Source organism: Shewanella sp. 10N.286.52.A9 (genome assembly GCF_041468985.1).
GTDB classification, from domain to species: domain Bacteria; phylum Pseudomonadota; class Gammaproteobacteria; order Enterobacterales; family Shewanellaceae; genus Shewanella; species Shewanella japonica.
This window is the reverse complement of record NZ_JBFRJQ010000006.1, coordinates 94680-119808: the sequence shown is the minus strand read 5'-3', so window position 1 is coordinate 119808 and position 25129 is coordinate 94680. Positions and strand designations below refer to the sequence as shown.

18 protein-coding genes are annotated in these 25129 nt (G+C 41.6%); 7 read left to right on the top strand and 11 right to left on the bottom strand.

What is annotated here, in order from left to right:
* Positions 1–63: 63 nt before the first annotated feature.
* Positions 64–483 carry a hypothetical protein gene (locus tag AB4128_RS05620; protein WP_080916917.1) on the top strand — a complete coding sequence of 140 codons (420 nt, stop codon included), beginning with the start codon at positions 64–66 and terminating at the stop codon, positions 481–483.
* The gene (locus tag AB4128_RS05615) at positions 480–674 is read left to right on the top strand and encodes a helix-turn-helix transcriptional regulator (RefSeq protein WP_055023529.1); all 195 of its coding nucleotides are present in this window, start codon (positions 480–482) and stop codon (positions 672–674) included. The genes AB4128_RS05620 and AB4128_RS05615 overlap by 4 nt, the downstream gene beginning before the upstream one ends.
* Before the next feature lie 27 nt (positions 675–701).
* On the opposite strand, the gene AB4128_RS05610 is transcribed toward AB4128_RS05615, so the two are convergent.
* Positions 702–1172 (bottom strand): GNAT family N-acetyltransferase, encoded by a 471-nt coding sequence (locus AB4128_RS05610; protein ID WP_055023530.1) that lies wholly within the window; start codon positions 1170–1172, stop codon positions 702–704.
* Positions 1173–1370: 198 nt separating this feature from the next.
* Between AB4128_RS05610 and AB4128_RS05605 the strand changes: the two genes are divergently transcribed.
* Positions 1371–2090: a DUF3313 family protein gene (locus AB4128_RS05605; protein ID WP_211029307.1), complete on the top strand. Its 720-nt coding sequence runs from the start codon at positions 1371–1373 to the stop codon at positions 2088–2090.
* Positions 2091–2193: 103 nt separating this feature from the next.
* Here AB4128_RS05605 and AB4128_RS05600 read toward each other — a convergent pair whose 3' ends face one another.
* Positions 2194–3072 (bottom strand): radical SAM protein, encoded by an 879-nt coding sequence (locus AB4128_RS05600; protein ID WP_119967889.1) that lies wholly within the window; start codon positions 3070–3072, stop codon positions 2194–2196.
* 155 nt (positions 3073–3227) lie between these two features.
* On the opposite strand from AB4128_RS05600, the gene AB4128_RS05595 reads away from it, so the two are divergent.
* Positions 3228–3485 (top strand): hypothetical protein, encoded by a 258-nt coding sequence (locus AB4128_RS05595; protein WP_055023532.1) that lies wholly within the window; start codon positions 3228–3230, stop codon positions 3483–3485.
* 88 nt (positions 3486–3573) lie between these two features.
* Here AB4128_RS05595 and AB4128_RS05590 read toward each other — a convergent pair whose 3' ends face one another.
* The 4 genes from AB4128_RS05590 to AB4128_RS05575 form a co-directional block, all read right to left on the bottom strand.
* A complete protein-coding gene (locus AB4128_RS05590) occupies positions 3574–3891 on the bottom strand; it encodes a putative quinol monooxygenase (protein WP_055023533.1) in 318 nt (105 codons plus the stop codon).
* A gap of 21 nt (positions 3892–3912) precedes the next feature.
* Positions 3913–4392 (bottom strand): GNAT family N-acetyltransferase, encoded by a 480-nt coding sequence (locus AB4128_RS05585; RefSeq protein ID WP_372037218.1) that lies wholly within the window; start codon positions 4390–4392, stop codon positions 3913–3915.
* 132 nt (positions 4393–4524) lie between these two features.
* Positions 4525–7689: a TonB-dependent receptor domain-containing protein gene (locus AB4128_RS05580; protein WP_055023535.1), complete on the bottom strand. Its 3165-nt coding sequence runs from the start codon at positions 7687–7689 to the stop codon at positions 4525–4527.
* A gap of 484 nt (positions 7690–8173) precedes the next feature.
* Positions 8174–11335, bottom strand: coding sequence for a TonB-dependent receptor (locus AB4128_RS05575; protein ID WP_055023536.1), 3162 nt, complete (start codon positions 11333–11335; stop codon positions 8174–8176).
* 331 nt (positions 11336–11666) lie between these two features.
* Between AB4128_RS05575 and AB4128_RS05570 the strand changes: the two genes are divergently transcribed.
* Positions 11667–12461, top strand: a complete 795-nt coding sequence (locus AB4128_RS05570; RefSeq protein ID WP_055023537.1) for a S1/P1 nuclease — start codon at positions 11667–11669, stop codon at positions 12459–12461.
* Positions 12462–12680: 219 nt separating this feature from the next.
* Here AB4128_RS05570 and AB4128_RS05565 read toward each other — a convergent pair whose 3' ends face one another.
* From AB4128_RS05565 to zntR, 5 genes are all read right to left on the bottom strand, one after another.
* Positions 12681–14681: a multiheme c-type cytochrome gene (locus tag AB4128_RS05565; RefSeq protein ID WP_372037217.1), complete on the bottom strand. Its 2001-nt coding sequence runs from the start codon at positions 14679–14681 to the stop codon at positions 12681–12683.
* A 421-nt stretch (positions 14682–15102) separates the two neighbouring features.
* Complete coding sequence (locus AB4128_RS05560; RefSeq protein WP_372037216.1) at positions 15103–17055, bottom strand: multiheme c-type cytochrome; 1953 nt, start codon at positions 17053–17055, stop codon at positions 15103–15105.
* 570 nt (positions 17056–17625) lie between these two features.
* A complete protein-coding gene (locus AB4128_RS05555) occupies positions 17626–19479 on the bottom strand; it encodes a multiheme c-type cytochrome (RefSeq protein WP_119967881.1) in 1854 nt (617 codons plus the stop codon).
* Positions 19480–19790: 311 nt separating this feature from the next.
* A complete protein-coding gene (locus tag AB4128_RS05550; RefSeq protein ID WP_372037215.1) occupies positions 19791–21164 on the bottom strand; it encodes an SO_0444 family Cu/Zn efflux transporter in 1374 nt (457 codons plus the stop codon).
* Positions 21165–21201: 37 nt separating this feature from the next.
* Complete coding sequence (gene zntR, locus AB4128_RS05545) at positions 21202–21654, bottom strand: Zn(2+)-responsive transcriptional regulator (protein WP_372037214.1); 453 nt, start codon at positions 21652–21654, stop codon at positions 21202–21204.
* A 303-nt stretch (positions 21655–21957) separates the two neighbouring features.
* On the opposite strand from zntR, the gene purH reads away from it, so the two are divergent.
* Positions 21958–23547 (top strand): bifunctional phosphoribosylaminoimidazolecarboxamide formyltransferase/IMP cyclohydrolase, encoded by a 1590-nt coding sequence (gene purH, locus AB4128_RS05540; protein WP_372037213.1) that lies wholly within the window; start codon positions 21958–21960, stop codon positions 23545–23547.
* A 95-nt stretch (positions 23548–23642) separates the two neighbouring features.
* On the top strand, positions 23643–24944 hold the full coding sequence (gene purD, locus AB4128_RS05535) for a phosphoribosylamine--glycine ligase (protein WP_372037212.1): 1302 nt from the start codon (positions 23643–23645) through the stop codon (positions 24942–24944).
* The last annotated feature ends 185 nt before the right edge of the window (positions 24945–25129 follow it).

Below are 25129 nucleotides of genomic sequence, written 5' to 3'. Positions count from 1 at the left end.
TGAACACATAGTTAAGTCAAGTTAGTTTGACATTTAGACAAGTTTACTTGAAAGGAATTGGCGATGAAAACACCTCAATCAACGACAACAGATTGGAAAGAGCGTAACGCTAACTACACAAAAAAACTGGCCAAGTGGACCGCTGCTTGGGTTGTGACATTAGCGATTGCAACGTTTGGTCCAGTCTTTATCTGGCAACAAGAAGCGATAACCATAACAGCAATTGTGATTAACTTTTTAGTGGGGATCGGGATGATTCTAGCCAATAAGCATCATTTACTGAGCCTTGATGAGTTACAACAAAAAATACAACTTAATGCCATGGGATTGAGTCTAGGCGTTGGGCTAATTTCAGGCATCAGTTACTCTACACTGAGTACCACTGGCGTAATAAACAGTCATGCAGAAATCTCCCATTTGGTGATTGTAATGAGCTTAACTTACATGGTCGGTATTATTCTCGGTAACAGGAAGTACCAATGAAAAACAGATTAAAAGTACTTCGAGCTGAGCGTGATTTAACTCAAGCTCAACTGGCGGATTTATTGGGAGTATCTCGACAAACGGTCAACGCTATTGAGAAGGGAAAATTTGACCCAAGTTTACCGTTGGCGTTTAAGGCCGCTAAACTGTTTGGCCTCACTATCGAGGACGTTTTCGAAGATGAGGCTTAGTTCAACGAGATTTTTTGTCGTTTACTTTTATAAAGAGAGCGACATAAAAATGCTATTTTCATCCGCTTGGTAATCAGCAAATGGGCCAGTTTCGATAAAACCATGCTGGGCGTAAAGTTGTCTTGCTGGTGCAAAAAATGCCATTGAACCTGTTTCTAGGTAAACAGTTTTAGCGCCGGCACATTTAGCTTCATGTAGAATATGTTGCAATAGTTGCGCAGCAACACCTTGGCGTCGATAAGCATTTGCCACTCTCATTGACTTAATTTCCACACTTGTTGCAGAGTAAGTCTTTAACGCTCCGCAGCCTGCGAGCATTTGCTCATCCCATATGGTCCAAAATTTAATATTGGACTGACGAAGTTTAGATAAATCCAATGCGTGAACAGACTCAACTGGTGACGTCGCATACATATCTTGCAGGTGCTCATTTAATAACTGCGCCACCTCATGACCAGATAAATCGTCCAATTTTATTGTAAACTTACTGACATCCATATCGCTTCACCTTTGTTTTCACCGAACATTGCAAATGTTTTATTGTTAGCCCATAAATCAAGAAGACTAGAGTGTTCTGACCACCGTTATTAACAATAATAGCCAGTGATGCTTTTTGTCATGCACTAGAACCAATATTGACTCTACCTTAATTCCTGCCATATTAATTAGCATCATGTAAATTAAGGGATTAAACATATGCGTCATATCAACACATCACATATCGCTATGGCAGGACTCGTTGTATTTGGCTTGTTTGGTTGTGCAACTCAGCCAGCCACACTTCAGCAAGGGCCAGATGCAGAAATCACCAAGGATGGGCTGGTTAAAGTCGATAACTCTAGATTGGCACTGTCTTACGTTCGACCTGACGTAGATTGGACCCAATACTCCAAACTCTATTTCAGGCCAACAAAGGTGACTAATGATCACCCTAAAGATTACCGTGCTCCTAGAGTCGATCCACAGACTGACGGCTTAAATGCCACCTATGACTTACCACAAGAATCGCTGGACAAAATGGCGCAACAGTTTTCAAAGACGGTGCAGGATGTCTTTAATCATGAGCAACCATTTGAGTTAGTGACTCGCGCAGGCCCTAATACCTTAGTGATTGACACTGCCGTTAGCGACATTCGCCTTAGCGCACCTGTTGAAAGCAGCCGCAGAAGCTATAATTCTATGGGTAAAACCTACACACAAAACTCAGGTTCAATGGTATTGCTGGCTGTGCTGAAAGATGGCCAAACAGATGAGGTACTCGCTAAGGCTGCCGATCGCGCTATCGGATTTGATCAATGGCGTCAAAACACTAAGGTATTTAATTGGGGTGATGTGAAAACAGTTTATCGACGCTGGGTAAATGACTTTAAAAATGCCTTGATGACCGCAGCTGCTGATACGCCTGAGACAAACTAACGATTGCTCATTTCCAATCGATATCTGAAAAAGTGAGTCACTAGCAACAACGATATGTGACTGCCAATTAGCGCAGCCACGCAGGTGACTCATCGTTGCGGCCTTACAAACCTCGTTGCCATTCCTGTCGTAATGGCACCATACCTTGCATAGCCTGATTTACTTGGGCTAGTAACTGAGGTTTATCTTTACCAAGTACGCCCTTTAGCACCAAATAATTCGAAGCGTGATCAGACCTAAAAATCGTTTTGTCTAATTCCAAATTAGCCAATAGTGTTTGCATCTCATCAAGTAGACCTATCTGATCGGGTAGTTCAAAATGACCGTCAAATGCTGCATCCATTCTGTCAGTACCAAGCGGTAAGGTGACCACTAACGTAGATAGATACTCAGGCTGCGCTGCATTCATCAATTCAGCAGAGGCTTTAGCATGTTGCAATGACAAACTTTTGCCGCCCAGCCCCATTAAAATCATCACTGACGACTTGATACCCGCTTGCTTTATTTTATTGAGCGCCGCTAAAGATGAGTCAAAATCCTCCCCTTTTTCGATACGACGAAGTACCTCGTTGTCACCACTTTCACAACCAACATAAAGTAATGACAAGCCCATTTGACGAAGCTCTGTAAGCTGTTCTACTGTCTTATTAGATAAATTACGAGGTAAGCAATAACTGCTAATACGAGTCACACTGGGTAAGTGCTTGTTAATTAGTTGGCAAATTTCTTTTAGCCGCTTAAAGGGCAAAGTCATTGCATCACCGTCGGCTAAGAATACTCGACTAATGGAATGTCCCGATGCCGCTGCTGCTAATATGTCTTGTTCAATTTTATCAACTTTATGAGCTCTAAACTTTTTTTGCTCTTGAGTATACATATCGCAAAAGCTACAGCGGTTCCAACTGCAACCATTGCTCACTTGTAAAATCAGTGATTTCCACTCAGAAGGCGGCCTAAATACTGGCTCTATATAGCTAATCAATGTCGTATCCTTTCGACCTCTCAAAACACATTTTGTATAAACAGTGAGCGTAATGACTGTTTTTTATTCTATTTTCTGATCCAAAATGTTTGAAATGATCGTATTAGTTGTTATATTCATTTTGTTAACTCAATAATTATTCAGGCTTATTGATTATGAATCAAGTTGCATATGCTATCGGCGAGCGTCGTGGAGAACCTCTCGATCAAGAACAGCATTGGGAACGGATGACAGCAGACCAAAAAATGGCGCTGTATGATTTAAACCGGTTTGGCTACCGATTACTGTTTGTAAGAATGATGCCAGAGGGCCCTCTCGCGGTGGTTTCACAACAAAGTGAATTAGCAGTGATTGATTTTGAAGGCGAAGTGAATTTGCGTCCTGACATCAAATTACGTGAAGAGTCTCAATAGCAAGACGGTAATCTAATCATTAGTTCTATCAGTCACGCATAAAAAAGAGTGCCTCTGCACTCTTTTTTGATCCAATTTAAATCACACTTTAAGCAATGACTTCATTAAACACTTCCACATGATGAGACTCAACGAGCTCAGGCATGACGTTGTGGAAATAATGTTGAATATCATCTTTAGCGCAATGCTCATCAAACGTCGCTTTATCAGTAAATTTTTCAACGAATGCGACCTTACGATCGTCTTCTAAACTCACGTTAAGCTCATATCTAATACATCCCAATTCACGACGTGTGTCTGGGATCAACGATGCTAGCGCTTCAACTAATAACTCACGTTTGCCTTCTTTAGCAACAAACTGCGCAATACAAACTATACGAGTCGTATTAATTCTATAATCTGACATAGATATCCTTGAATAGTAAACTTAACTAGGTTTTAAAGTGAGTAACATATCAATATGTGAGATGCCGTCTTCAAGGTACATCTCTGAATTATTGATAAACCCTTGCTGCTGGTAAAAATGGTTTAAATGTTGCTGAGCGCCAATTTGAATATTTTCCTGTGGCCACAAATCCTTTACCACATCGATTGACCGTTGCATTAATGCATGGGCAATTCCCTTTCCGCGTGCAGATTCAGCAATAATAACTCTGCCAATACTCGCCTCAGGGTAGCTCACGCCTGCGGGTAAGATTCTTGTATATGCAATCAGTTCGCCTTGCGCATTGAGTCCTAATAAGTGTTTAGCGCCAGGCAACCTGTCTTTATTATCCAGTTCTGGATAAGGGCAGTTTTGCTCAACCACAAACACGTCAACTCTAAGCTTTAATACTTCGTATAGCTCATCTAGGCTAAATTCATTAAAGCTAAGTAATTTCCACTGCGTTGTATCTAGTTGCGACATTCTGATTGATCACCACTTAATGATTTTATCGCAAGCTTACCATGAATAAACAACATCACTAAATGGACAAATCAGGTTCAAAAACACAAAAAAATACCGAGCCTAAGCTCGGTATTTTTCAACAGGTTCTTGTTAGAACATGTATTTTACTCCAACCTTAATCTGCCATGCTGACTGATTAATATCGTAAGTATTGAAGTTGGAAGTATCTATGCCGTCTTGACCAAACGGAGTTGAGTAAGTGTAAACACCAGTTTCTGCATCATAGCTGTGATCAACAAGCACCTTGTTGCCATAACTTTGATATTGCACCTTACCCCAATCATCATTAAGCAAGTTCAATACGTTCTTAACATCGAAGTACAGCATGCCTTTATGTTTTTGAGTAAAGCCCGGTAATTCTTGGGTGAAACGGAAGTCTAATTGATGTACCCAAGGTTGATTGTGAGTGCCTTTATCAATGAGTCCACCTGCGTATTTACCTAACCCAAGCTCATCAATGGCCTTTTTAAACTCTTCATAAGTTAAGCCACCAGCATATTCAACATTGGCATCATCTGCACCTGTTGGAATATACGGTAGATATGCATCAGAGTAGGCGTAATCACCTTGGTCACCAAATCCGCGGTCATTATACGAACCTAATACCCAGCTCATTGGGTTACCTTGGCGTGCTTCATAGAACATATTGAAGCTAGAGTTATAACCTGCAAATAACTCAGTGTCGTAACCTAAGCTAAGAGTGAAACGATGTGGCGTTTCATAATAGCCAGGCCCCATAGTGGTGCCGTTACGATCTGCGCCAACAATCGGGTATTGATAGTTTGAACCTGCTGTTGAAGATGAACCTTGGTTACCTTCGTCAACTTGGTTATAAGCATAACCAAAGCGCATGTTCAGACCCATGTCCCAATTCTTCGCCAAGCTAAAGCTTAACGTTTTGCTTGAGCCGTCAGTATCTGCATTAGTGAGCATTAAATCTGAACGCTCTGTGTGTCCACCTTGTCCGTTGTTCGCTAATGGATCCCAGGTTTCATAAATTACACGGCCAGTATCATCAGTTCTGACTTTACGGCGAGATAAATCAACCCAAGTTACATCATTTTCTTTTTGGATGTAGAGGAATTCACCACCAAAGAACCAATCTTGACCTAAGGCCCCTAAGTCCCAAGTACTGTCAAAGCCAACACTGACTCGCCAATCTGATGGTAACTCAAAGTTCGGGTCAAGTGAGTTAGTATTACCGTCTCCACCCACAAGGCCATCTTGCGCTTCACCAGGAACATTACCAAAATCAGGTGTGCCCCACGCATCGTTCCAACCGCCGGTATAACTTAATAAGCTGTTGCCGTCATTTGAGAAACTATTCGACATCCAAACCGTTGGGTAACCACCACTGTAACGACCGACACCACCGCGTAACGTCACATCATCCGTTAGTACGTAATTTAATCCTACCCGTGGCAGCCAAATATCTAGACCATCCATTGTGCTGTTATTAGCAAAGCCGTAACGATCAACAAAGTTGCTATTTAACTCTGGTGAGTCTGACATCATGATCCTTTCATAGCGCACACCAAAGGTCATTTCTAAGTCATAGTTAATTTCCCAGGTATCTTCTAGGAATAATGCCAGCGTTTCCATGTTAAATTGAGCGGCAACATCATCTGGATTGCCTGATAAAGCATTTTGATAGCGGAAGCGATCAACAATGCCACGCTCGAAGTCTTCGATAGAATCAAAATCCCATGTACCCATAGTGTCTTGAGCAAACAGGTTAAAGACGTCAATGCTGTTGTACTGGAAACCAAAACCAATCTTATGCTCGTCTAGGTAATAATCACCCACAAAACGCACTTCCAAGTTTTGGTTATCAAGCTCATTTGATTGGCGCGAACGCTCAGTTCCAAAGGTTACAGTACCGTTGTCAGTTCTCACTGCAACTTGTCCAATACCCAAATTATCTACTGGGTTAGAGCTACTTACAGTGTCTTTATAAGCAACTTTAAATTCAGTCGTGAAGTCATGGCTCCAGTCACTGTATACAATCGCTGCGTAAGATTCGAAATCTTCTTCTTTATCGTACCAATAGCTTGATAAGTTTAAGTAACCTTCGGTATCAGAAACACGGTTAGTCATATTACCGACCGTTTTTTGATAGGTTAAAGAAGCACGGTGATCATCGTTAATGTTCCAATCTAACTTAGCCAGAATCTTCTCATCTTTTTCTTGAGGTGTGGCGTTATAACTACCAATATTATCAAGGCCATATACGCTACTAGCAATGCTGTTGATTCGATTTAATTCGTCTAGCGTTACATTTGAATCATTAGGAAAACCCGCTCCTGCAGGTCCCCATTCAGCCGCTTGTGGCGCATCAAAATTCTCGTAAGAGCCGAAGAAAAATAGCTTGTCTTTAATCAAAGGAAAGCCAATCGTGCCACCAAATGTGGTTTCTTCGAAATCCTGCTTTAAAGCTTCACCAGTGATTTGATCTTTACCATCACCTGCCATGCTGTCATTGGTGGTTTCCCAAAACATCGTACCCGATAGCTCATTGGTACCCGACTTGGTTACCGCATTAACTTGTGCCCCAGAAAAGCCACCACTACGCGCGGTAAATGGCGAAGTATTTAATGCAACGCTCTCTACAGCATCAATAGATATTGGTGAACGCTGAGTTGGGTAACCATTTGAATTTAATCCGAAATCATCATTTTGAGATACACCATCAACCACAAAGGTGTTAAAACGAGGGTTAATACCCGCAACACTCATAGAGATACCATCATTCCCCACAACCGCCATTGGGTTTTGACGTAATACATCTTTTAAGTCACGGTTTATACCAGGTGAATTAGCAATATCGTCAGCACCAAACTCACTGTTACTGCCAGCTGAGCGGTAGTAGTTTGCGTTGCCGACTACCCCAATTCGCTCAATGTCAGCTGCAGATTTTAATTCACGATTAAAACGCAGTGTTTCGCCTACATTTAAAAACAAACCTTGCTCAACATCATCGGCAAATTCATCAGAACCTACTTTAATAATGTATGGACCACCAACACGTAAACCACGAGCTGCAAACTGACCGTCAGCGCCTACTGGCACTTCTGTAACGGTACCTGTTGGCTCGTGAATAATAGTAATAGTTGCATCGGTAACTGCATTACCCATTGGGCCAACAATGTGGCCTCGAATGTTGGATGCAGTCTGCGATGCGGTAGCTGGTAGAGATACGACACCTAAAGCAAAGCAAGTCGCCAGCGCTAAGCGACTAATTTTATGGTTAAACATTATCTGACCCCTGAAAAATTATAATATAGCTAGTTGGTCTAGCCTTATATGAAGCTGTAGAGTAAAACTTCAGGGGCGGATGCTATTGAGCATATATTTCAGTGCCATTTCATATTTGTAGCAAAACGCATCAATGGCAAAGTACATCTATTTACAAAGCGTTAATTAACATATCGAATTTACCATCACCGAAATAACGACATCTGACTAAAAGCCCGATGAGACCTAGGTTAACTAATGTTAATCTTGTGAGAGGGGTATGGTTTTTTTAAAAACTGAGGCAATAAAAAGCAAATTAATTAGGTTAAAAAGTTTTTTAACACTTCAAAAAAATAAACAAATAAGCATCAACAGGCAAACAAACAAACCTCAATACGCGAACAAATAAAAAACAAATCACCCACCAACCAGTAACAACCTTGAGTGATAGGCAAAAAAATACCGAGCCTAAGCTCGGTATTTTTAAACGTTAAATATGCTCAAATTAGAACTGGTATTTAACACCCACTTTTAACTGCCAAGCAGACTTATTAATGTCATAAGTATTTTGGTTAGCTGTTTCGATACCATCTTGGCCATAAGGCACTGAGTAAGTGTATACACCCGTATCAGCATTGTAGTTATGGTCAACTAGGATTTTGCTACCAAATGATTGATACTCAACAACACCCCAATCGTCATTCATTAGATTAAGTACGTTTTTCACGTCAAAGTACAAGATACCTTTATGATCTTCTAGGAAACCAGGTAGCTCTTGAGTGAAGCGGAAATCTAATTGGTGAACCCAAGGTTGGTTATCAGTACCCTTAGGTGCGATACCGCCTGCGTATTCACTTAGACCAATTTCATCAATAGCTGCTTTAAAGTCTTCGTAAGTTAAGCCACCAGCATATTCAACATTGGCATCATCAGCACCTGTTGGAATGTATGGAAGGTATGCATCAGAGTAGGCAAATGAACCTTGGTCACCGAAACCACGGTCATTGTGCGAACCTAGAACCCAAGTCATAGGACGGCCTTCACGTGCTTCATAGAACATGTTAAAGCTTGAGTTATAACCTGCAACAAATTCAACATCATAGCCTAAGCTAAAGGTGAAACGATGTGGTGTTTCATAGTAACCAGGGCCAATTGTTGTACCGTTACGGTCATACTGAGTAATCGGGTATTGGTAGTTAGATGTCGCTGTTGAAGACGAACCTTGGTTACCTTCATCAACAGAGTTGTAGGCATAACCTAAGCGCATATTAAGACCCATGTCCCAGTTTTTCGCTAGGGTGAAGCTTAATGTCTGGCTCTTACCATCTTCTTCTGCATTAGTTAGCATTAAGTCATAACGTTCAGTGTTTCCACCTGCGCCATTATTTGCTAATGGATCCCACGTTTCGTAAATCACACGGCCTGTTGAATCTGTTCCAACTTCACGACGTGCTAAATCAACCCAAGCCACATCATTTTCTTTTTGGATATATAAGAACTCACCACCAAAGAACCAGTCTTGACCTAGAGCACCGAAGTCCCAAGTACTATCAAAGCCGATGCTTGCACGCCAATCTGAAGGAAGTTCGAAGTTTGGATCTAATGAGTTAGTGTTACCATCGCCGCCAACAAGACCATCTTGAGCTTCGCTTGGTACATTACCAAAATCAGGCGTACCCCAATCGGTATTCCAACCATCGTTGAAGCTTAATAAGCTGTTACCATCATTTGAGAAGCTGTTAGACATCCAAACTGTTGGGTAACCGCCACTGTAACGACCGACACCACCGCGTAAAGTAACATCGTCAGATAAGACGTAAGTTAAACCGATACGTGGTAACCAGATATCTTTACCATCCATTGTCTCGTTGTTTGCAAAACCATAACGGTCAACGAAATTTTGGTTTAATGCCGGAGACTCAGACATGGTGATGGTTTCATAACGCATACCAAAGGTCATTTCTAAGTCAGCGTTAATTTCCCAAGTATCTTCAACAAATAATGCTAACGTTTCCATTGTGAAGTTAGCAGCAACATCGTTTGAGTTGCCTGATTCAGCATTTTGATAACGGAAACGGTCAACAACACCATTTTCGAAATCATCAATTGAATCGAAATCCCATGATCCCATAGTGTCTTGAGCAAACAAGTTGAACACTTCGATGTCGTTATACTGGAAACCAAAACCAATGGTGTGCTCGTCTAGGTAGTAATCACCCACAAAACGAAGCTCTAAATTTTGGTTATTTAATTGATTTGATTGACGAGAACGCTCAGTACCGAAGTTAACATCACCACTGCCAGTACGTACATTAACTTGACCAATGCCGATGTTATCAACAGGGTTAGAGTTACTTGTCGTATCTTTATAAGCTAATTTGATTTCAGTAGTAAATGAATCTGTCCAGTCACTGTAAACCGTTGCAGCATAAGACTCTAACTCTTCTTCTTTATCGTACCAGTAGCTTGATAAGTTAAGTGAAGACTCATCGTCAGATACTTTGTTAGTTAAGTTACCAACAGTATTTTGATAAGTGAAAGAAGCACGATGTTCATCGTTAATGTTCCAATCCACTTTTGCTAAGATTTTTTCATCTTTTTCTTGTGGAGTTGAGCTGTAACCACCAATATTATCTAGACCATAAACACTGTTAGAAATACTGGTAATTCTGTCTAACTCTTCTTGTGTTACACGAGAATCGTTAGCAAAACCTGCACCAGCTGGTCCCCACTCAGCCGCTTGTGGAGCGTCAAAGTTTTCATATGAACCAAAGAAGAATAATGTGTCTTTAATTAATGGGAAACCAACAGTCGCACCAAATGTTGTTTCTTCAAAATCTTGCTTTAATTTTTCACCCGTTTCTTGGTCTTTACCGTCGCCAGCCATGCTGTCGTTAGTCGTTTCCCAAAAAACAGTACCAGCTAACTCATTCGTACCTGATTTTGTCACTACGTTAACTTGTGCGCCAGAGAAGCCACCTGTACGAGCAGAAAAAGGAGATGTGTTTAATGCAACACTTTCTACCGCATCAATTGAGATAGGAGAGCGTTGAGTTGGGTAACCGTTTGAGTTTAAGCCAAAGTCATCGTTTTGAGATACACCATCAACAACGAACGTGTTAAAGCGTGGGTTAATACCCGCAACACTCATTGAGATGCCATCAGTACCTACAACAGCCATTGGATTTTGGCGTAATACATCTTTAAGGTCACGGTTAATACCTGGAGAGTTAGCAATATCCTTAGCACCAAATTCGCTGTTGCTTCCAGCACTGCGGTAGTAATTTGCATTACCCACAACACCGATACGCTCCATATCACCTTCAGCTTGAAGAGTACGGTTATAACGTAAGGTTTCACCAACGTTTAAAAATAAGTCTTGCTCTAAATCATCCGCAAATTCTTCTGAATCTACTTTAATGATATATGGACCACCAACACGAAGACCACGAGCAGCAAACGTACCGTCAGCACCAACAGCAAGCTCAGTAACGGTACCTGTTGGTTCATGAATGATAGTAATTGTTGCATCTGTTACAGCATTTCCTTGAGGGCCAACAATCTGGCCTCGGATATTTGATGCAGTATCGGCTGCCATGGCAGGTAGAGAAACACCCATAGCAAAGCAAGTCGCTAGCGCTAAGCGACTGATTTTATTGTTTAACATTTTCAGACCCCTGAAATACTTTTATATTTTAATTTGTTTGCTAGTTAAGCTAGCTTTTAATATGAAGCCGTAGAGTAAAAACTTCAGGGCGGATTTTATAACCAATTTGTTTCAAAATCATGTCATTCTTGAACTATTTTTCAACAATATCTAAACTATTTGCGTCAAATTTGCTTCACAAATTTAACCAACCCCTTACTTGGTAAGGGTTCATGGTTGTTTTGTCACAAAAATTTAATTTGAAAAATATATGATAAAACGACCTCACTCACTCGATTTAGCATGCCGTACTAGGGTCAAAGCCTGTTAAATCGCTTTTGGAATAATAATAATGAAACCTGCAGTAATTCTTTTCAGTGCAACACTTGCGCTCAGTAGCCTTGTCAGCTCACCAGTTCATGCTTGGGGCCAAAATGGTCACCGTATTATTGGGGAGTTAGCACAAAATAACCTTTCTGCTGTCGCACAAGATAAAATCAATCAAATAACGCAAGGTGAATCTTTAGCACAAATGTCGACCTGGCCAGATGAAATCCGTTCGGATAAAAACTGGCATCACGCATCACCATGGCACTATGTATCAATTGCTGACGACGAAACTTGGGACACAGTCAAAAGAAACCCGAAAGGCGATATTATTGAAAGCCTTGAGCGTTTTGAAAAAGTGTTGAAGGATCCTAAGGTTAGCAATAAAGATAAGCGTGACGCATTAGCATTTTACGTTCACTTTGTCGGTGATATTCATCAGCCATTACATGTTGGCCATAGCCACGATCATGGCGGTAATAAGGTCAAGTTAAAATGGTTTGGTGAAGACACAAACTTGCATAGTGTTTGGGATAGTAAGCTGGTTGATCATAAACAGCTTAGCTACACCGAATACACAAAATTCATTGAACGTATCTCAGATAAAGACATCAAGAGTTGGGTCGGAAAAAGCTATTATGACTGGGCTGATGAGTCAAAAACATTGCGTGAAGCAACCTATGAATTAGAAAAAAACCGCGACGACCAACCAGACTTACGCTGGCAGTATATTTTCGATCATACGCCAACAGTTGAATTACGTTTACAGCAAGCAGGGATCCGTCTTGCAGAAAAGTTAAATATTATTTTCAGTAAATAATTGTAATGCTTGTTATGTTAATAAAGAGTGTCATATTAAGATAATTATGTCGTCATTGAACTGAAATTTATTCTTAATATTTTGTACAAGCCGCGTTATTACATAGCTTATTACGCATAAAAAGAGCCACTCATTTGAGTGGCTCTTTTGTTTAACACTGACTGTTAAATGAAACGTTCTAGTTAGTCAGCTTGCAGGCACTGACTCACTTTACCGTCATTAACGTTCAAATACATGGAACTTATCAATACCAAATGATTTACCTTCGGCGTGACACGTTGCACAAGACTCTTGTGGAACAGCTTCATACCATACTGGTACTTCATCAACTTTCGCATTAATTTCACCACCATTTTGCTCCATGTGGTTCAATGCTGAAGCTGAATCATGACAAGCATAACAATTGGCAGTGATTGGGCTTGCCATGTTATTAGTATCAGGGTTGCCTTCTTCAGTTATTGCTAAGGTTTTAGCTAGCATGTATTGATTAGGTATTGCATATAAATCAATACCTTCAGCATGACAAGACACACAGTTTATCGCATTTAATTCAGCAGATGAATTATACAAGTAGCCACTGTCATCAGATCCAACAATAGTTTGCGAAGCACCCCAGTGCATTGCATGAACCATTGGTCCAAATCCAGGTCCACTTGTTGCTTGCCAACCTTCTCCACCATATGCAGCATTGAAAATGTAACCCGCATTGATTCTTTCTTGCTCGCTAGCAAACTCAGAACCTTCAAGACTGATATGTCGAGAGCTCATTCTGTTTTGACCATTGTTATGACAAGCAACACAATCGTAACCGCCTTCACTGTAACCACCATTCTTATGGTAATTGGTCTCTTCATTATGACAAGCGCTACAGCTATCACTTGTTACTGCATGGCGACGATCATAATCAGTCACTTTTCCATCTGCGATAGCAAACACTGGTGAGTAACTGGTAAATGTTACACCGTCATATGAAGGATCATCACCGTGAGCAAATGTGACACGAGAGCTCGCCATAATTTGTGGTGCATTGATACCGAAACCTGATGCGGCATAACACATGGTTTTAGTACCATCACCTTTATAGCTGGTTGCATAAGAGTTGGTTTCACGGCCAATAATAGATTTATTGTTATAACCATGCATGTAACCGCCTGTATAGCTTAACGTTCCGTCAGCAGAAAGCGTTTCGATATCTAGCATACTCTCGCCTTGGTAAAGGCTGAGATCGGTACAATAGGTAACACCAGAATCCGGTGTGTAAATATCTGAAAGCATTGTAGAGTGCTGACTTCTAGAGTCTTGTCTTGCTACCAAACCTACATTTTCAGATTTTGCGTGGAATTCACGGGCATCAAAGTCATTCATCGCCATCACAATGCCGCTAGCAGCACTGTCTGATGAGTGACAATCACTACAACCATTTCCTGCAATACTGGTATTAATTACTGGCTCAGCATGACAGGTATAACAGTTAGTAACTGCAAAATCTTTTTCAAACTTTTGATGATTAATGTGACCGATTTTCTGTAATGTGTTGGTGGCATATCCGCCATTTTCTTCAGCGCGAGACACATTGTTATGACACACTAAACAGCCTGCAACGAAATCGACCTCGCCTTCAACATTAATTGCTGTGTAGCTAGGATGCTTCATGCTAGAAGTGCCATAGTCCACGTGACAGCTATAACAGGTTTCTGTCGTGCTGGTGTGGATCATCTCAGGTTTATCCACCACCATAGGCTGTGAACGAGCGATTTCTGTTTCGCTATCTCCGCCTACACGTAACCAAACGATACCCTCTGAGGCTGCCGTCACAGCTGGCATAGCAGCAATAAACTCATAATGCCCATCACCGATAGCTGTTAATGATGACCCTTCTTTAGTGGAATCTGTATAGCCACCGACATTGCCATCACGATTTAACACCACACCACGGTCGGTTTTTTCAGCAAATTTAGCTTCTGCTTTACCTAAACCATTGACTAAAACGCCATCTTCGTTCGTCACTTCAAATTCGTATCGAACTTGGCCTTCCTCAATCGCATGCGAAATCATAGTGATATGGGTAATATCAGCGGATTCTGTTACTGGTGGATTAGGTCCTGGACCTGGTTCACCTGGTGCGCCATCTGCACCGTCTTTTCCATCATCAGCACAACCAGCAATCCCCATCGCTGCTGCAACAACGAAGGCTAATCTGCGTTTCGTTAAATGTTTCATCATCACTCCGAATAGTTTAATTACTACTTTTTAGGTAAACACCTGATTGGCATAGTAGGGACTAACCGCTTTATCTGGAGTGATTAAGCTCACGAAAATTTATTGATTAAACAGCAGAAAACAGCCTTTGTGATTAAATTATGAATGAAATCAGAATCAACTTATCTGTAATTTGATTACTGGAAATGCAAGAACAATATAACTCTCTAAAAATTATACACTTGTATCAAAAAGAAACTGAAAAATGTAATAAACAACGAGTGTAAATAGCAATAAAAACATAAGCATTATTACCCTTAAATACTAAATTAACCTCGTTTTTTGACCCGTTAACCAATAAAAAAGCCACTATATAAAATAGTGGCTTTTTTCAACTTATGACAATTATCTTAGCAGGGATAAAATTGTCGTTAAGTTACTCTTAGCGTTCAAAGTTATGGAACTTATCAATACCGAATGACTTACCAGTATCATGACATGTTGCACAAGACTCTGAAGTACCTTCAGTGAACCATTCTGTCGTTGATGGTACATTCAACTCACCACCATTTTGCTCCATGTGGCTTAACGCTGAATCAGAGTTATGACATGCAAAACAGTTTGCAGTGATAGGGCTCGTCATTACACCAGCATTACCTTCATTATACGCTTTAGAAAGCATGTATTGGTTAGGTACATCAGCTAGGCTTACACCATCAGCATGGCAAGAGACACAGTTATCGGCATTCAAGCTTGCTGCTGAGTTCGCTTCAGGCGCTTTATCACCTAACTCGTTACCAACACCCCAATGCATGCTGTGAACCATTGGGCCGAAACCAGGACCAGACAATGCGCCTCTACGATCTTGACCATTGTTATGACAAGCAACACAATCTAAACCACCGTCACCGTAGCTACCGCTCTTATGGTAGTTAGTGTCGTTGTTGTGACAAGTCGTACAGCTGTTTTCATCGATAGTATGACGACGACCCCAATCTTGTACTTTTTCAAAGTTGATTGGGTCAACTACATCACTGTATCCAGTGAAAGACACACCGTATTCATTATCGCTATCAATCCAATTGGTATCAGCAATCGTAATACGTGAGCTGGCAGACAAGTTAGCAAGTTCATAACCCGCAGTTAGCTCGCCGTAACATACTGAACGTGAGCCATCAGCATTTTCAATGTAGCCTTCTGAACCATGACCAATAACACGTGCAACAATAGAATCATTGTAGTAGTTGTTAATGTAAGCACCACCATAAACAACTTCATGCGCAGCATACATTTCACCAATGTTTAACTGTACAGGTGTTTCACCAGAGTTATCAAACAATGCGATATCAACACAGTAACCTGATGTCCAAGCAACATCTTTGTGATCAATCCACTCATCCATTGTAGGATTAAAGTATGGCGCACTAGTTGTAGTGTAATGATTTGCACGAATGTCTTTACGCTCTTCTAAACCAATTTTAGAAGATTGGAAATGGAACTCACGAGCATCAAATCCGTCAGAAGGAACAATCACGCCTGACTCGCCTGAGCCATGACAGTCACTACACCCATTACCAGCAATACTGGTATTAATCACAGGCTCTGCGTGACAGGTGTAACAGTTAGTTGGGGTAAAATCTTTTTCAAACTTTTGGTGATTAATGTGACCAAGCTTTTGCATGGTATTTTTAGCATATCCACCGGTATCAAGTGAGGTACCATCTTCAGCAACATCACGTGGAACATTGTTGTGACACACCATACAGCCACCAACAAAATCAACTTCGCCATCAATGTTTTGTGCGACATATTTCGCATGCTTAATATCTGAAGTGGCGTAATCAACGTGACATGAATAACAAGTTTCAGTTGTTGAGGTGTGGGTCATTTCTGGCTTATCAATAATGATATACGGTGAATCAGCAATATCGCCACCGCCCACTTGTAAGCGAATTAATCCTTCAGTATCCGCTTGTACAGCTGCCATTGGAGCAACGAGTTTATATTGCCCGCTGTCAACTTCTGTAATAGTTGCACCTTCAGTAGCATTATCGCCACCAAACGTTGCACTACCACCGACACTACCGTCACGGCTACGTTGAATACCGCGATCTGTCTTAGCAGCTAAGTAAATACCTGCATTTTCAAGACCCGTAATCGCAACGCCATCTTCATCAGTTAAGTTAAACTCTACTGTCACTTGGCCTTCTTCAACCATATGAGCAATATACTCAACATTGGTTACTGTAGACACTTCAGTGACTGGTGGAGTAGCGGGTTCACCCGGTGCACCATCTTCGCCATCAGCACCATCTTTACCGTCATCAGCACAACCTGCAATCCCCATTGCAGCCGCGACAACGAAAGCTAATCTTCTTTTCGTTAAATGCTTCATCATCATCTCCTATTGCCCATTACCACTTTGTAGGTACAGGTCTATTTTTATACTAGGCATTTCTTGTTCGCTAAATAGTGACAATGATCACGACTGAATTAACACGAAGCTGATTAACACTTTTTAATGTTCAAAGTTTGACTCAGATCTAAATAACTACATCCTTATATAAATAACAACAATAGCAACAGCAAGCTAAACCATTGTTTTAAAAGGGTTTACAACTAATTAAATAATTTAACAAACAAATTAAGCCTTATTATTCAGTGGCTTAACTTGAATTTATAGTAAGTAAAAGCCTATTTACTCTATAGCTGAAATTACAATTAAGTTTAAATTAAGTTAATTTTAAGGTTCAAAGTTGAGCTCAAAAATCAGTCAATGACATTATGTTGCTTTTGCAAGCACCGAAAAAGAATAGAATATGAAATTCAAACCTGCCAATTGACAGATGAAATAGAAAGGCAAAAATGAAAAAAGCCACTATTTCTAGTGGCTTTTTATTATTTATGATTGCGAAATTGAGCTTTGCAGGGCCAGTTAATATCGCAAGCTATAAAATGTCAGTGATTAACGCTCAAAGTTATGGAACTTATCGATACCCATTGACTTACCAGCATCGTGACATGTTGCACAAGACTCAGAAGTACCATTTGTGTACCAATTAGTACCAGCTTCAACATTCAGCTCACCACCATTTTGCTCCATATGGTTAAGCGCTTGCTCACCATTATGACATGCGTAACAGTTTGCTGTAATTGGGCTAGTCATAACGCCTGAATCGCCACCGTTATAAGCTTTTGAAAGCATATATTGGTTAGGAATAGCGTAAAGTTCGATACCATCAGCATGACAAGAAACACAGTTTGCAGCGTCTAGATTTCTTGCTGCTGCATTTTCACCGTCTTCACCAGCTTGGCTACCTACGCCCCAGTGCATGCTGTGAACCATTGGGCCGAAACCAGGTGCAGAGTTACCAGCACTACGATCTTGACCGTTGTTATGACAAGCAACACAATCTAAGCCGCCTTCAGCGTAGCTACCATTTTTGTGGTAGTTAGTTTCGTTGTTATGACAAGTCGTACAGCTGTCAGTTGTCACGGCATGACGACGATCGTAATCAGTCACATTGTTCAGATCAGCTAAGTCAGCTACTGGCGAGTAACTTGTAAGTGAAACACCATATTTACCATCATCATCAATCCAGTTGCCACCTTTAAAGGTAACACGAGCACTTGCCATGATTTGTGGTGTGTTCAAGTCTAGCTCAGGGTGACAGAAGGTTTTAGTTCCGTCGCCTTTATAAGACTCTTCGTAGTTACGAGACTCACGACCCACTAATGATTCATTATGGTAACCGTGAAGGTAAGTACTTGCGTAGCTTAATGTACCGTCATTATATAGCGCTTCGATATCCAGTACTTCTTCACCTTTAAATAAGGTTAAATCAGTACAGTATTCACCTAAGTCATTCATGTATACAGCTGATAAAGTCGTGCTGTGCTCTTCACGAATAGTTTGACGCTCTGTAATGCCAATTTTTTCAGACTTAACGTGGAATTCACGTGCATCAAAGTCACTGTTTGCAGCTAATAAAGCCATGTTGTCAGACATATCAGTTGTATGACAATCGCTACAACCGTTACCCGCGATGCTTGTGTTAATCACAGGCTCAGCGTGACAGGTATAACAGTTAGTTGCAGTGAAATCTTTTTCAAAGCCATTGTGATTAATATGACCAAGCTTTTGCATGCTGTTGCGTGCGTAACCGCCATCATCACGAACCACGTTGTTGTGACAAACTAAACAACCTGCGACTAAATCAGTTTCGCCTTCTGTATCGATTGCTGTGTAGCTTGAATGCTTAACGTCTGATGCATGGAAATCAACGTGACAAGACTGACATGTTTCTGTCGTCGTTGTGTGCACGTTTTCAGGCTTGCTAACTACGATGTAGCGAGACTTAGCAATTAAGTCACCACCACCCACAGCTAAACGAACAATACCTTCAGTACCCGCTGTAACATTTGGCATAGGCGCTACAAATTCATAGTTACCATTTTCCAGTACAGTTAAGCTAGCACCAGCAGTTGACTCGCTTGCACTACCACCAACGATAGTTCCTTCGAAATCATCACGACTACGAGCAATACCTTTATCAGTCATAGCGGCTAATTCTGCGTTCGCTTTTTCTAAGCCAACAATTAGCATGTCTTTTTCGTTTGTGATTTGGAATTCAAAAGTTACTTTGCCATCACCAATTTCATGGTGAATAACGTCGACATTAGTAATCTCTGAGGTTTCTGCTGATGGTGGTGGTGGCGTTACGCCATCTTCGCCATCTTTTCCATCGCTACCACAGCCTGCAATCCCCATTGCTGCTGCGATAACGAATGCTAGTTTGCGTTTCGTTAAATGTTTCATCATCACTCCAATTTCTTATACCACCATTGAGGTAGCTCGGAATCATGTTAGGTATTAACCCAAACTTTATGAGTGATTCATGTCACGTAAGATCTGAACTTTAACAATTTCAATATTCTTTAAATTAAAACCTTGAGCCAGATCTAGTTTAGCTAGAGCTGATATTAACAATTAAAAATCATTCCTCAACCTGCTCGTTATTTACACGCAAACTACGTAACAAGCTGTATCAATCAATACATTAGACTTAAGGTTCAGTTAATAAAAAAGGCCCTGAGGGCCTTTTTTATTGCTAAAGTAAAACAAATAACTTACGAACAGCAGTCTCGTCGCAAGCTTTTTTTCGGTAACTTATCATAAATAACTTTTGCCATTAACAAGGCCAATACAATCCCAGATCCCGTAGTAACAAAATGAGGTAATAACTCATGTTCTTCGCCAATTTGCGGCATGACAACAAAACCAAAGTGCTCCACAAGATAATTGACTAAGACACCAAAACTTAACGCTACGCCCAACACCCCGCCTAAATAGCCAAATAATGCGCGCTTACCTAGCTCTTTGGTGACAACACCTAAAGTGGCAATATTGGTTGCAGGCCCTGCCATCATAAAGACCAATACAGCCCCTGGTGATACACCTGCTAATAGTAAACCTGCCGCAATCGGTGTTGAGGCTGTAGCACAAATGTACATAGGGACAGATATCAACACCATCACCAACATAGCTAAAATCCCGTCCCCCCACTTTGCTAAAAAGTCACCAGGAACAAACGTTTGTACTAATGCAGCAAAAAATAGACCGACTAACAACCACATCGTCGTGTCTCTCACTAAATCCGTTGCCGCGTATTGCAAACCTGACTTAATCCTTGACAATACTGACTCGTTTTTTAGCTCTGTCGCCATATCTTTTGTTGACTCGCAGCAGCTTTCAGCCGCATGTTCATGCGTGTCATTGTTGTCACTGACTGCAGCGTGATCTGTCTTAGTGGCACAGCAGCTTTTAGCAACTGTAGCCACTTTTTCGTTAGTTGTATTATCTGTCTTACCCGCGCAACAACTACTCGTGCTCGGGATCGCTTCAACGTTGTCTTTGTTGCTAGAGCAGCAACTGCTTGATGCCGGTTTACTTTGCGCCTTAGAACTACAACAGCTTGTATCAGGAGCCTTAACCTCAGCGGCTTTTGAACTACAGCATGAGGACACCACTTCACCCGCGGTACCTAAATCATTCTCTTCAGCGTTTTTTGCAACCTTTGATGAAGCCTTAGCCTCACTCACCTCATCTTTATCATCTCGACCAACCAATAACCCTGCCACAACGGCACTGGTAATTGCAGCAATAGGACGAATAATTGCCATAAAAGGCCCAAGTAAAACATAAGAAACTGTCACAGAATCAACGCCAGTTTCTGGGGTCGACACTAAAAATGAAGTCGTAGCGGCCTTAGAGGCACCGCTGCGGCGCAGCCCCACGGCAGCAGGAATGACACCACACGAACATAACGGCAATGGCGCACCTATCACTGCGGCTTTAACCACGGTTTTAACCCCATGACCACCTAATTGCTTTTGCATCCATGCCATAGGCACAAACACTTTTAATAATCCGGCTAACACCAAGCCAAGTAATAACCATGGTGCTGACTCTAAAAATAATTCTACAAAGTTAGTGAATAACATCTCTTGCCCCACTATTTCTTGCCACTAATTCTTAACACTAAGGGTTTTGTACTACAGCATGATGTTCAGATTTTGGCTGTAATTCTTTATCTGATGACTCTAATGCTTCTAATATAGAGCAGTGTTCGGCGCTTTCAGGCCCGCCACAACATGCCTCTGACAATTTACTCAACGAACTCGCAAAGAACTCCAGTTCCGCTATCTTTGCTTGTACTTGATCCAACTTGATATCGACCATGCCTTTAACATCAGCACAAGCCCAATTGGACTTATCCAGTTCAATAGACAACAACTCAGCAATATCACTTAAACTAAAGCCCACCGCTTTAGCTCGAATAATAAATCGCAGCTTTTCGGCGTCATCTTGGTTATACAGTCGATAGCCAGAATCAGATCGATTCGAAGGGGCTAATAAACCATGTTTTTCATAAAAACGAAGCGTATCCGTTTTCACATCAAATAACGTCGCGAGCTCACCAATTCGATACATATCGTTACCTGTAAAGTTAGAATCTATATCAGTGTAATGTCATCATTATAAACCTTGGAGTTTAATCCAAGGTCAAGGGTTTTATAGAATAAAAAAGCCCCCGTACTTTGTTCTTATTTCAATATTGTGAAATCGCGCAGAAATTTCCCGAAATAAAACAGATTACGTTAAAATACGCGCGCTCGAGTACGGCTCACTAATAAAATAAAAACGAGATGTGCATCGTAGGAACTTTGGCAAAGCTGATTTAACAAACTCAGCTTTGCCAAACTTCCTTAAATAAATAGTGGACACTGTACCTACATGAATACTGTCAGACCTATTCGTCGCGCGCTGTTAAGCGTATCTGATAAAACTGGAATGCTTGAGTTTGCTAAAGCATTACATGAGCAAGGCGTAGAGCTACTTTCTACTGGTGGCACTGCTAAATTACTTGCTGATAATAATATCCCAGTGACCGAAGTTTCTGACTACACAGGTCATCCTGAAATCATGGATGGTCGTGTTAAAACACTTCACCCTAAAGTGCATGGCGGCATTCTAGCTCGTCGTGGTATCGATGAAATCGTGATGGAACAAAATGCCATCAAACCAATCGACTTAGTTGCCGTTAACCTTTACCCGTTTGCCTCTACAGTGGCAAAAGAAGGTTGTACTTTGGCTGACGCCGTTGAAAACATCGATATTGGCGGCCCAACTATGGTTCGCTCTACTGCTAAAAATCATAAAGACACCACCATTGTGGTTAACGCAAGTGATTACGACCGCGTGATTGCTGAAATGCGTGCCAATGAAGGCAGCACTACACTTGAAACGCGCTTTGACCTAGCTATTGCAGCGTTCGAACACACCGCAGCATACGATGGCATGATCGCGAACTACTTCGGTACTATGGTGCCAGCACACAGTAAAGATGAGTGCCACGAAGATTCAAGCTTCCCACGTACCTTCAATACTCAGTTGATCAAAAAGCAAGATTTACGCTACGGTGAAAACAGCCATCAAAAAGCGGCATTCTATGTTAATGCACACATTGATGAAGCGTCAGTGGCTAGCGCAACTCAATTGCAAGGTAAGGCACTGTCTTACAACAATATCGCTGATACCGATGCAGCCCTTGAGTGTGTTAAAGAATTCGACGGTCCGGCTTGTGTTATCGTTAAGCATGCTAACCCATGTGGTGTTGCACTAGGCGACACCATTTTAGAAGCTTACGATCGCGCATTTAAAACTGACCCTACATCAGCATTTGGCGGCATCATTGCGTTTAACCAAGAGTTAGATGCAGACACAGCGAAAGCCATTGTTGACCGTCAATTTGTTGAAGTGATTATTGCCCCAACAGTCAGTGCAGCTGCACGTGAAATCGTTGCCGCTAAAGCCAACGTGCGTTTATTAGAGTGTGGTCAGTGGAACACTAAAACCATCACTCAAGACTTTAAACGTGTTAACGGTGGTTTATTAGTACAAGACCGCGACCAAGGTATGGTTGATGTCGCCGATGTTAAAGTGGTTTCAAAAGTCCAACCTACAGCTGAGCAGCTAACTGACTTAATGTTCTGCTGGAAAGTGGCTAAATTTGTTAAATCAAACGCGATTGTCTACGCCAAAGATGGTATGACTATCGGTGTGGGCGCAGGCCAAATGAGCCGCGTTTACTCAGCGAAAGTGGCAGGTATTAAAGCCGCCGATGAAGGTTTGGTTGTTGAAGGGTCTGTAATGGCATCTGATGCATTCTTCCCATTCCGTGACGGTATTGATGCAGCCGCAGCAGCGGGCATCAGCTGTATCATCCAACCGGGCGGTTCAATTCGCGATGAAGAAATCATTGCAGCAGCTGACGAGCACGGCATTGCTATGGTGTTCACCGGAATGCGTCACTTCCGTCACTAAATAGCTTTTGAATAGAGCAGCCTCATTTGGCTGCTTTTTTCGTTTAAAGAACATGATAATTTTTACCAAATTGAATATAAAAAAGGTGAATAAAGATGCAGGTACTTGTAATTGGCGGCGGCGGACGCGAACACGCACTAGCTTGGAAAGCAGCTCAATCAGCTCAAGTTGAAAAAGTTTTTGTTGCTCCTGGCAACGCAGGCACATCTTTAGAGCCAAAATTAGAAAACGTCAGTATTAAGGTTGAAGCAATTTCAGAATTAGTGAAGTTTGCCCAAGACAACAAAATTGAATTAACCATTGTCGGCCCAGAAGTGCCTTTAGCACTTGGCGTAGTTGATGCCTTTAACGAAGCTGGCTTACCTATCTTTGGCCCAACTCAAGGTGCAGCGCAACTTGAATCTTCAAAAGCCTTCACCAAAGACTTTTTAGCTCGTCACAACATCCCAACGGCTGACTACTCAAACTTCACTGAAATTGATGCTGCGAAAGCTTACTCAGTTGAGTTAACTGCTAAAACAGGTTTCCCAGTTGTGATTAAAGCTGACGGTTTAGCTGCAGGTAAAGGCGTGATTATCGCGCAAGACCAAGCTGAAGCCGATGCAGCAATTGAAGATATGCTCGCTGGCAACAAGTTTGGCGAAGCCGGTTCTCGCGTTGTTATCGAAGAATTTTTAAAAGGTGAAGAAGCCAGCTTTATCGTCATGGTAGACGGCAACAACATCTTAGCTATGGCATCGAGCCAAGATCATAAAGCCCGCGATAACGGCGATTACGGCCCTAACACTGGCGGCATGGGTGCATACTCACCAGCACCAGTGGTCACGCAAACTGTTCACGACTGGACAATTGCTAACGTTATCCGCCCAACGGTTGATGGCATGGCAGCAGAAGGCAATGTTTACACAGGCTTCTTATATGCTGGTTTAATGATTGCACCTGATGGCAGCGCAAAAGTACTTGAGTACAACTGCCGCTTTGGCGACCCAGAAACGCAGCCAATCATGATGCGCCTACAATCAGATTTAGTTGAGCTTTGTTTAGCCGCCACCCGTGGTGAGCTTGATAAAGTGACCGCAGAATTTGACTCACGCGCAGCAGTAGGTGTAGTCCTTGCAGCTGGCGGATACCCAGATGCATACCGCAAAGCAGACGTCATTGACGGTTTATCTTTAGGTGACAACAACGCCAAAGTATTCCACGCAGGCACAGCCATGAAAGACGGTCACGTTGTCACAGCAGGCGGCCGCGTATTATGTGCCACAGCACTCGGTAACACAGTGACAGAAGCACAAAAAGCGGCATATGGTTTAGTCGATGCCATCCACTGGGATGACGTCTACTTCCGTACCGACATCGCCTACCGTGCGATTGCACGTGAGCAAGGTAAAGACTAACTCGTTAGTTGGCTTGTTGTTGAAGCGATGAAATAAAATCCCTGTGATAGCAATATCACGGGGATTTTTTATCAAACATCATAGCTAAATCTCGAATAATCAATTGCGAAAGGATGCTTATTTTTCAAGTAATCGACGACTTCAAACCATAATATTTAATAACGTCTCTTTATTTCTATTTATTA

What these genes read in the sequence shown, in the direction of transcription:
- purD (WP_372037212.1), top strand. Translation starts at nt 23,643, where the DNA reads ATGCAGGTACTTGTAATTGGCGGCGGCGGACGCGAACACGCACTAGCT.
- AB4128_RS05620 (WP_080916917.1), top strand. Translation starts at nt 64, where the DNA reads ATGAAAACACCTCAATCAACGACAACAGATTGGAAAGAGCGTAACGCT.
- AB4128_RS05570 (WP_055023537.1), top strand. Translation starts at nt 11,667, where the DNA reads ATGAAACCTGCAGTAATTCTTTTCAGTGCAACACTTGCGCTCAGTAGC.
- AB4128_RS05565 (WP_372037217.1), bottom strand. Translation starts at nt 14,681, where the DNA reads ATGAAACATTTAACGAAACGCAGATTAGCCTTCGTTGTTGCAGCAGCG.
- AB4128_RS05555 (WP_119967881.1), bottom strand. Translation starts at nt 19,479, where the DNA reads ATGAAACATTTAACGAAACGCAAACTAGCATTCGTTATCGCAGCAGCA.
- AB4128_RS05580 (WP_055023535.1), bottom strand. Translation starts at nt 7,689, where the DNA reads ATGTTTAACCATAAAATTAGTCGCTTAGCGCTGGCGACTTGCTTTGCT.
- AB4128_RS05575 (WP_055023536.1), bottom strand. Translation starts at nt 11,335, where the DNA reads ATGTTAAACAATAAAATCAGTCGCTTAGCGCTAGCGACTTGCTTTGCT.
- AB4128_RS05560 (WP_372037216.1), bottom strand. Translation starts at nt 17,055, where the DNA reads ATGAAGCATTTAACGAAAAGAAGATTAGCTTTCGTTGTCGCGGCTGCA.
- AB4128_RS05595 (WP_055023532.1), top strand. Translation starts at nt 3,228, where the DNA reads ATGAATCAAGTTGCATATGCTATCGGCGAGCGTCGTGGAGAACCTCTC.
- AB4128_RS05550 (WP_372037215.1), bottom strand. Translation starts at nt 21,164, where the DNA reads ATGTTATTCACTAACTTTGTAGAATTATTTTTAGAGTCAGCACCATGG.
- AB4128_RS05615 (WP_055023529.1), top strand. Translation starts at nt 480, where the DNA reads ATGAAAAACAGATTAAAAGTACTTCGAGCTGAGCGTGATTTAACTCAA.
- AB4128_RS05590 (WP_055023533.1), bottom strand. Translation starts at nt 3,891, where the DNA reads ATGTCAGATTATAGAATTAATACGACTCGTATAGTTTGTATTGCGCAG.
- AB4128_RS05605 (WP_211029307.1), top strand. Translation starts at nt 1,371, where the DNA reads ATGCGTCATATCAACACATCACATATCGCTATGGCAGGACTCGTTGTA.
- AB4128_RS05610 (WP_055023530.1), bottom strand. Translation starts at nt 1,172, where the DNA reads ATGGATGTCAGTAAGTTTACAATAAAATTGGACGATTTATCTGGTCAT.
- purH (WP_372037213.1), top strand. Translation starts at nt 21,958, where the DNA reads ATGAATACTGTCAGACCTATTCGTCGCGCGCTGTTAAGCGTATCTGAT.
- zntR (WP_372037214.1), bottom strand. Translation starts at nt 21,654, where the DNA reads ATGTATCGAATTGGTGAGCTCGCGACGTTATTTGATGTGAAAACGGAT.
- AB4128_RS05585 (WP_372037218.1), bottom strand. Translation starts at nt 4,392, where the DNA reads ATGTCGCAACTAGATACAACGCAGTGGAAATTACTTAGCTTTAATGAA.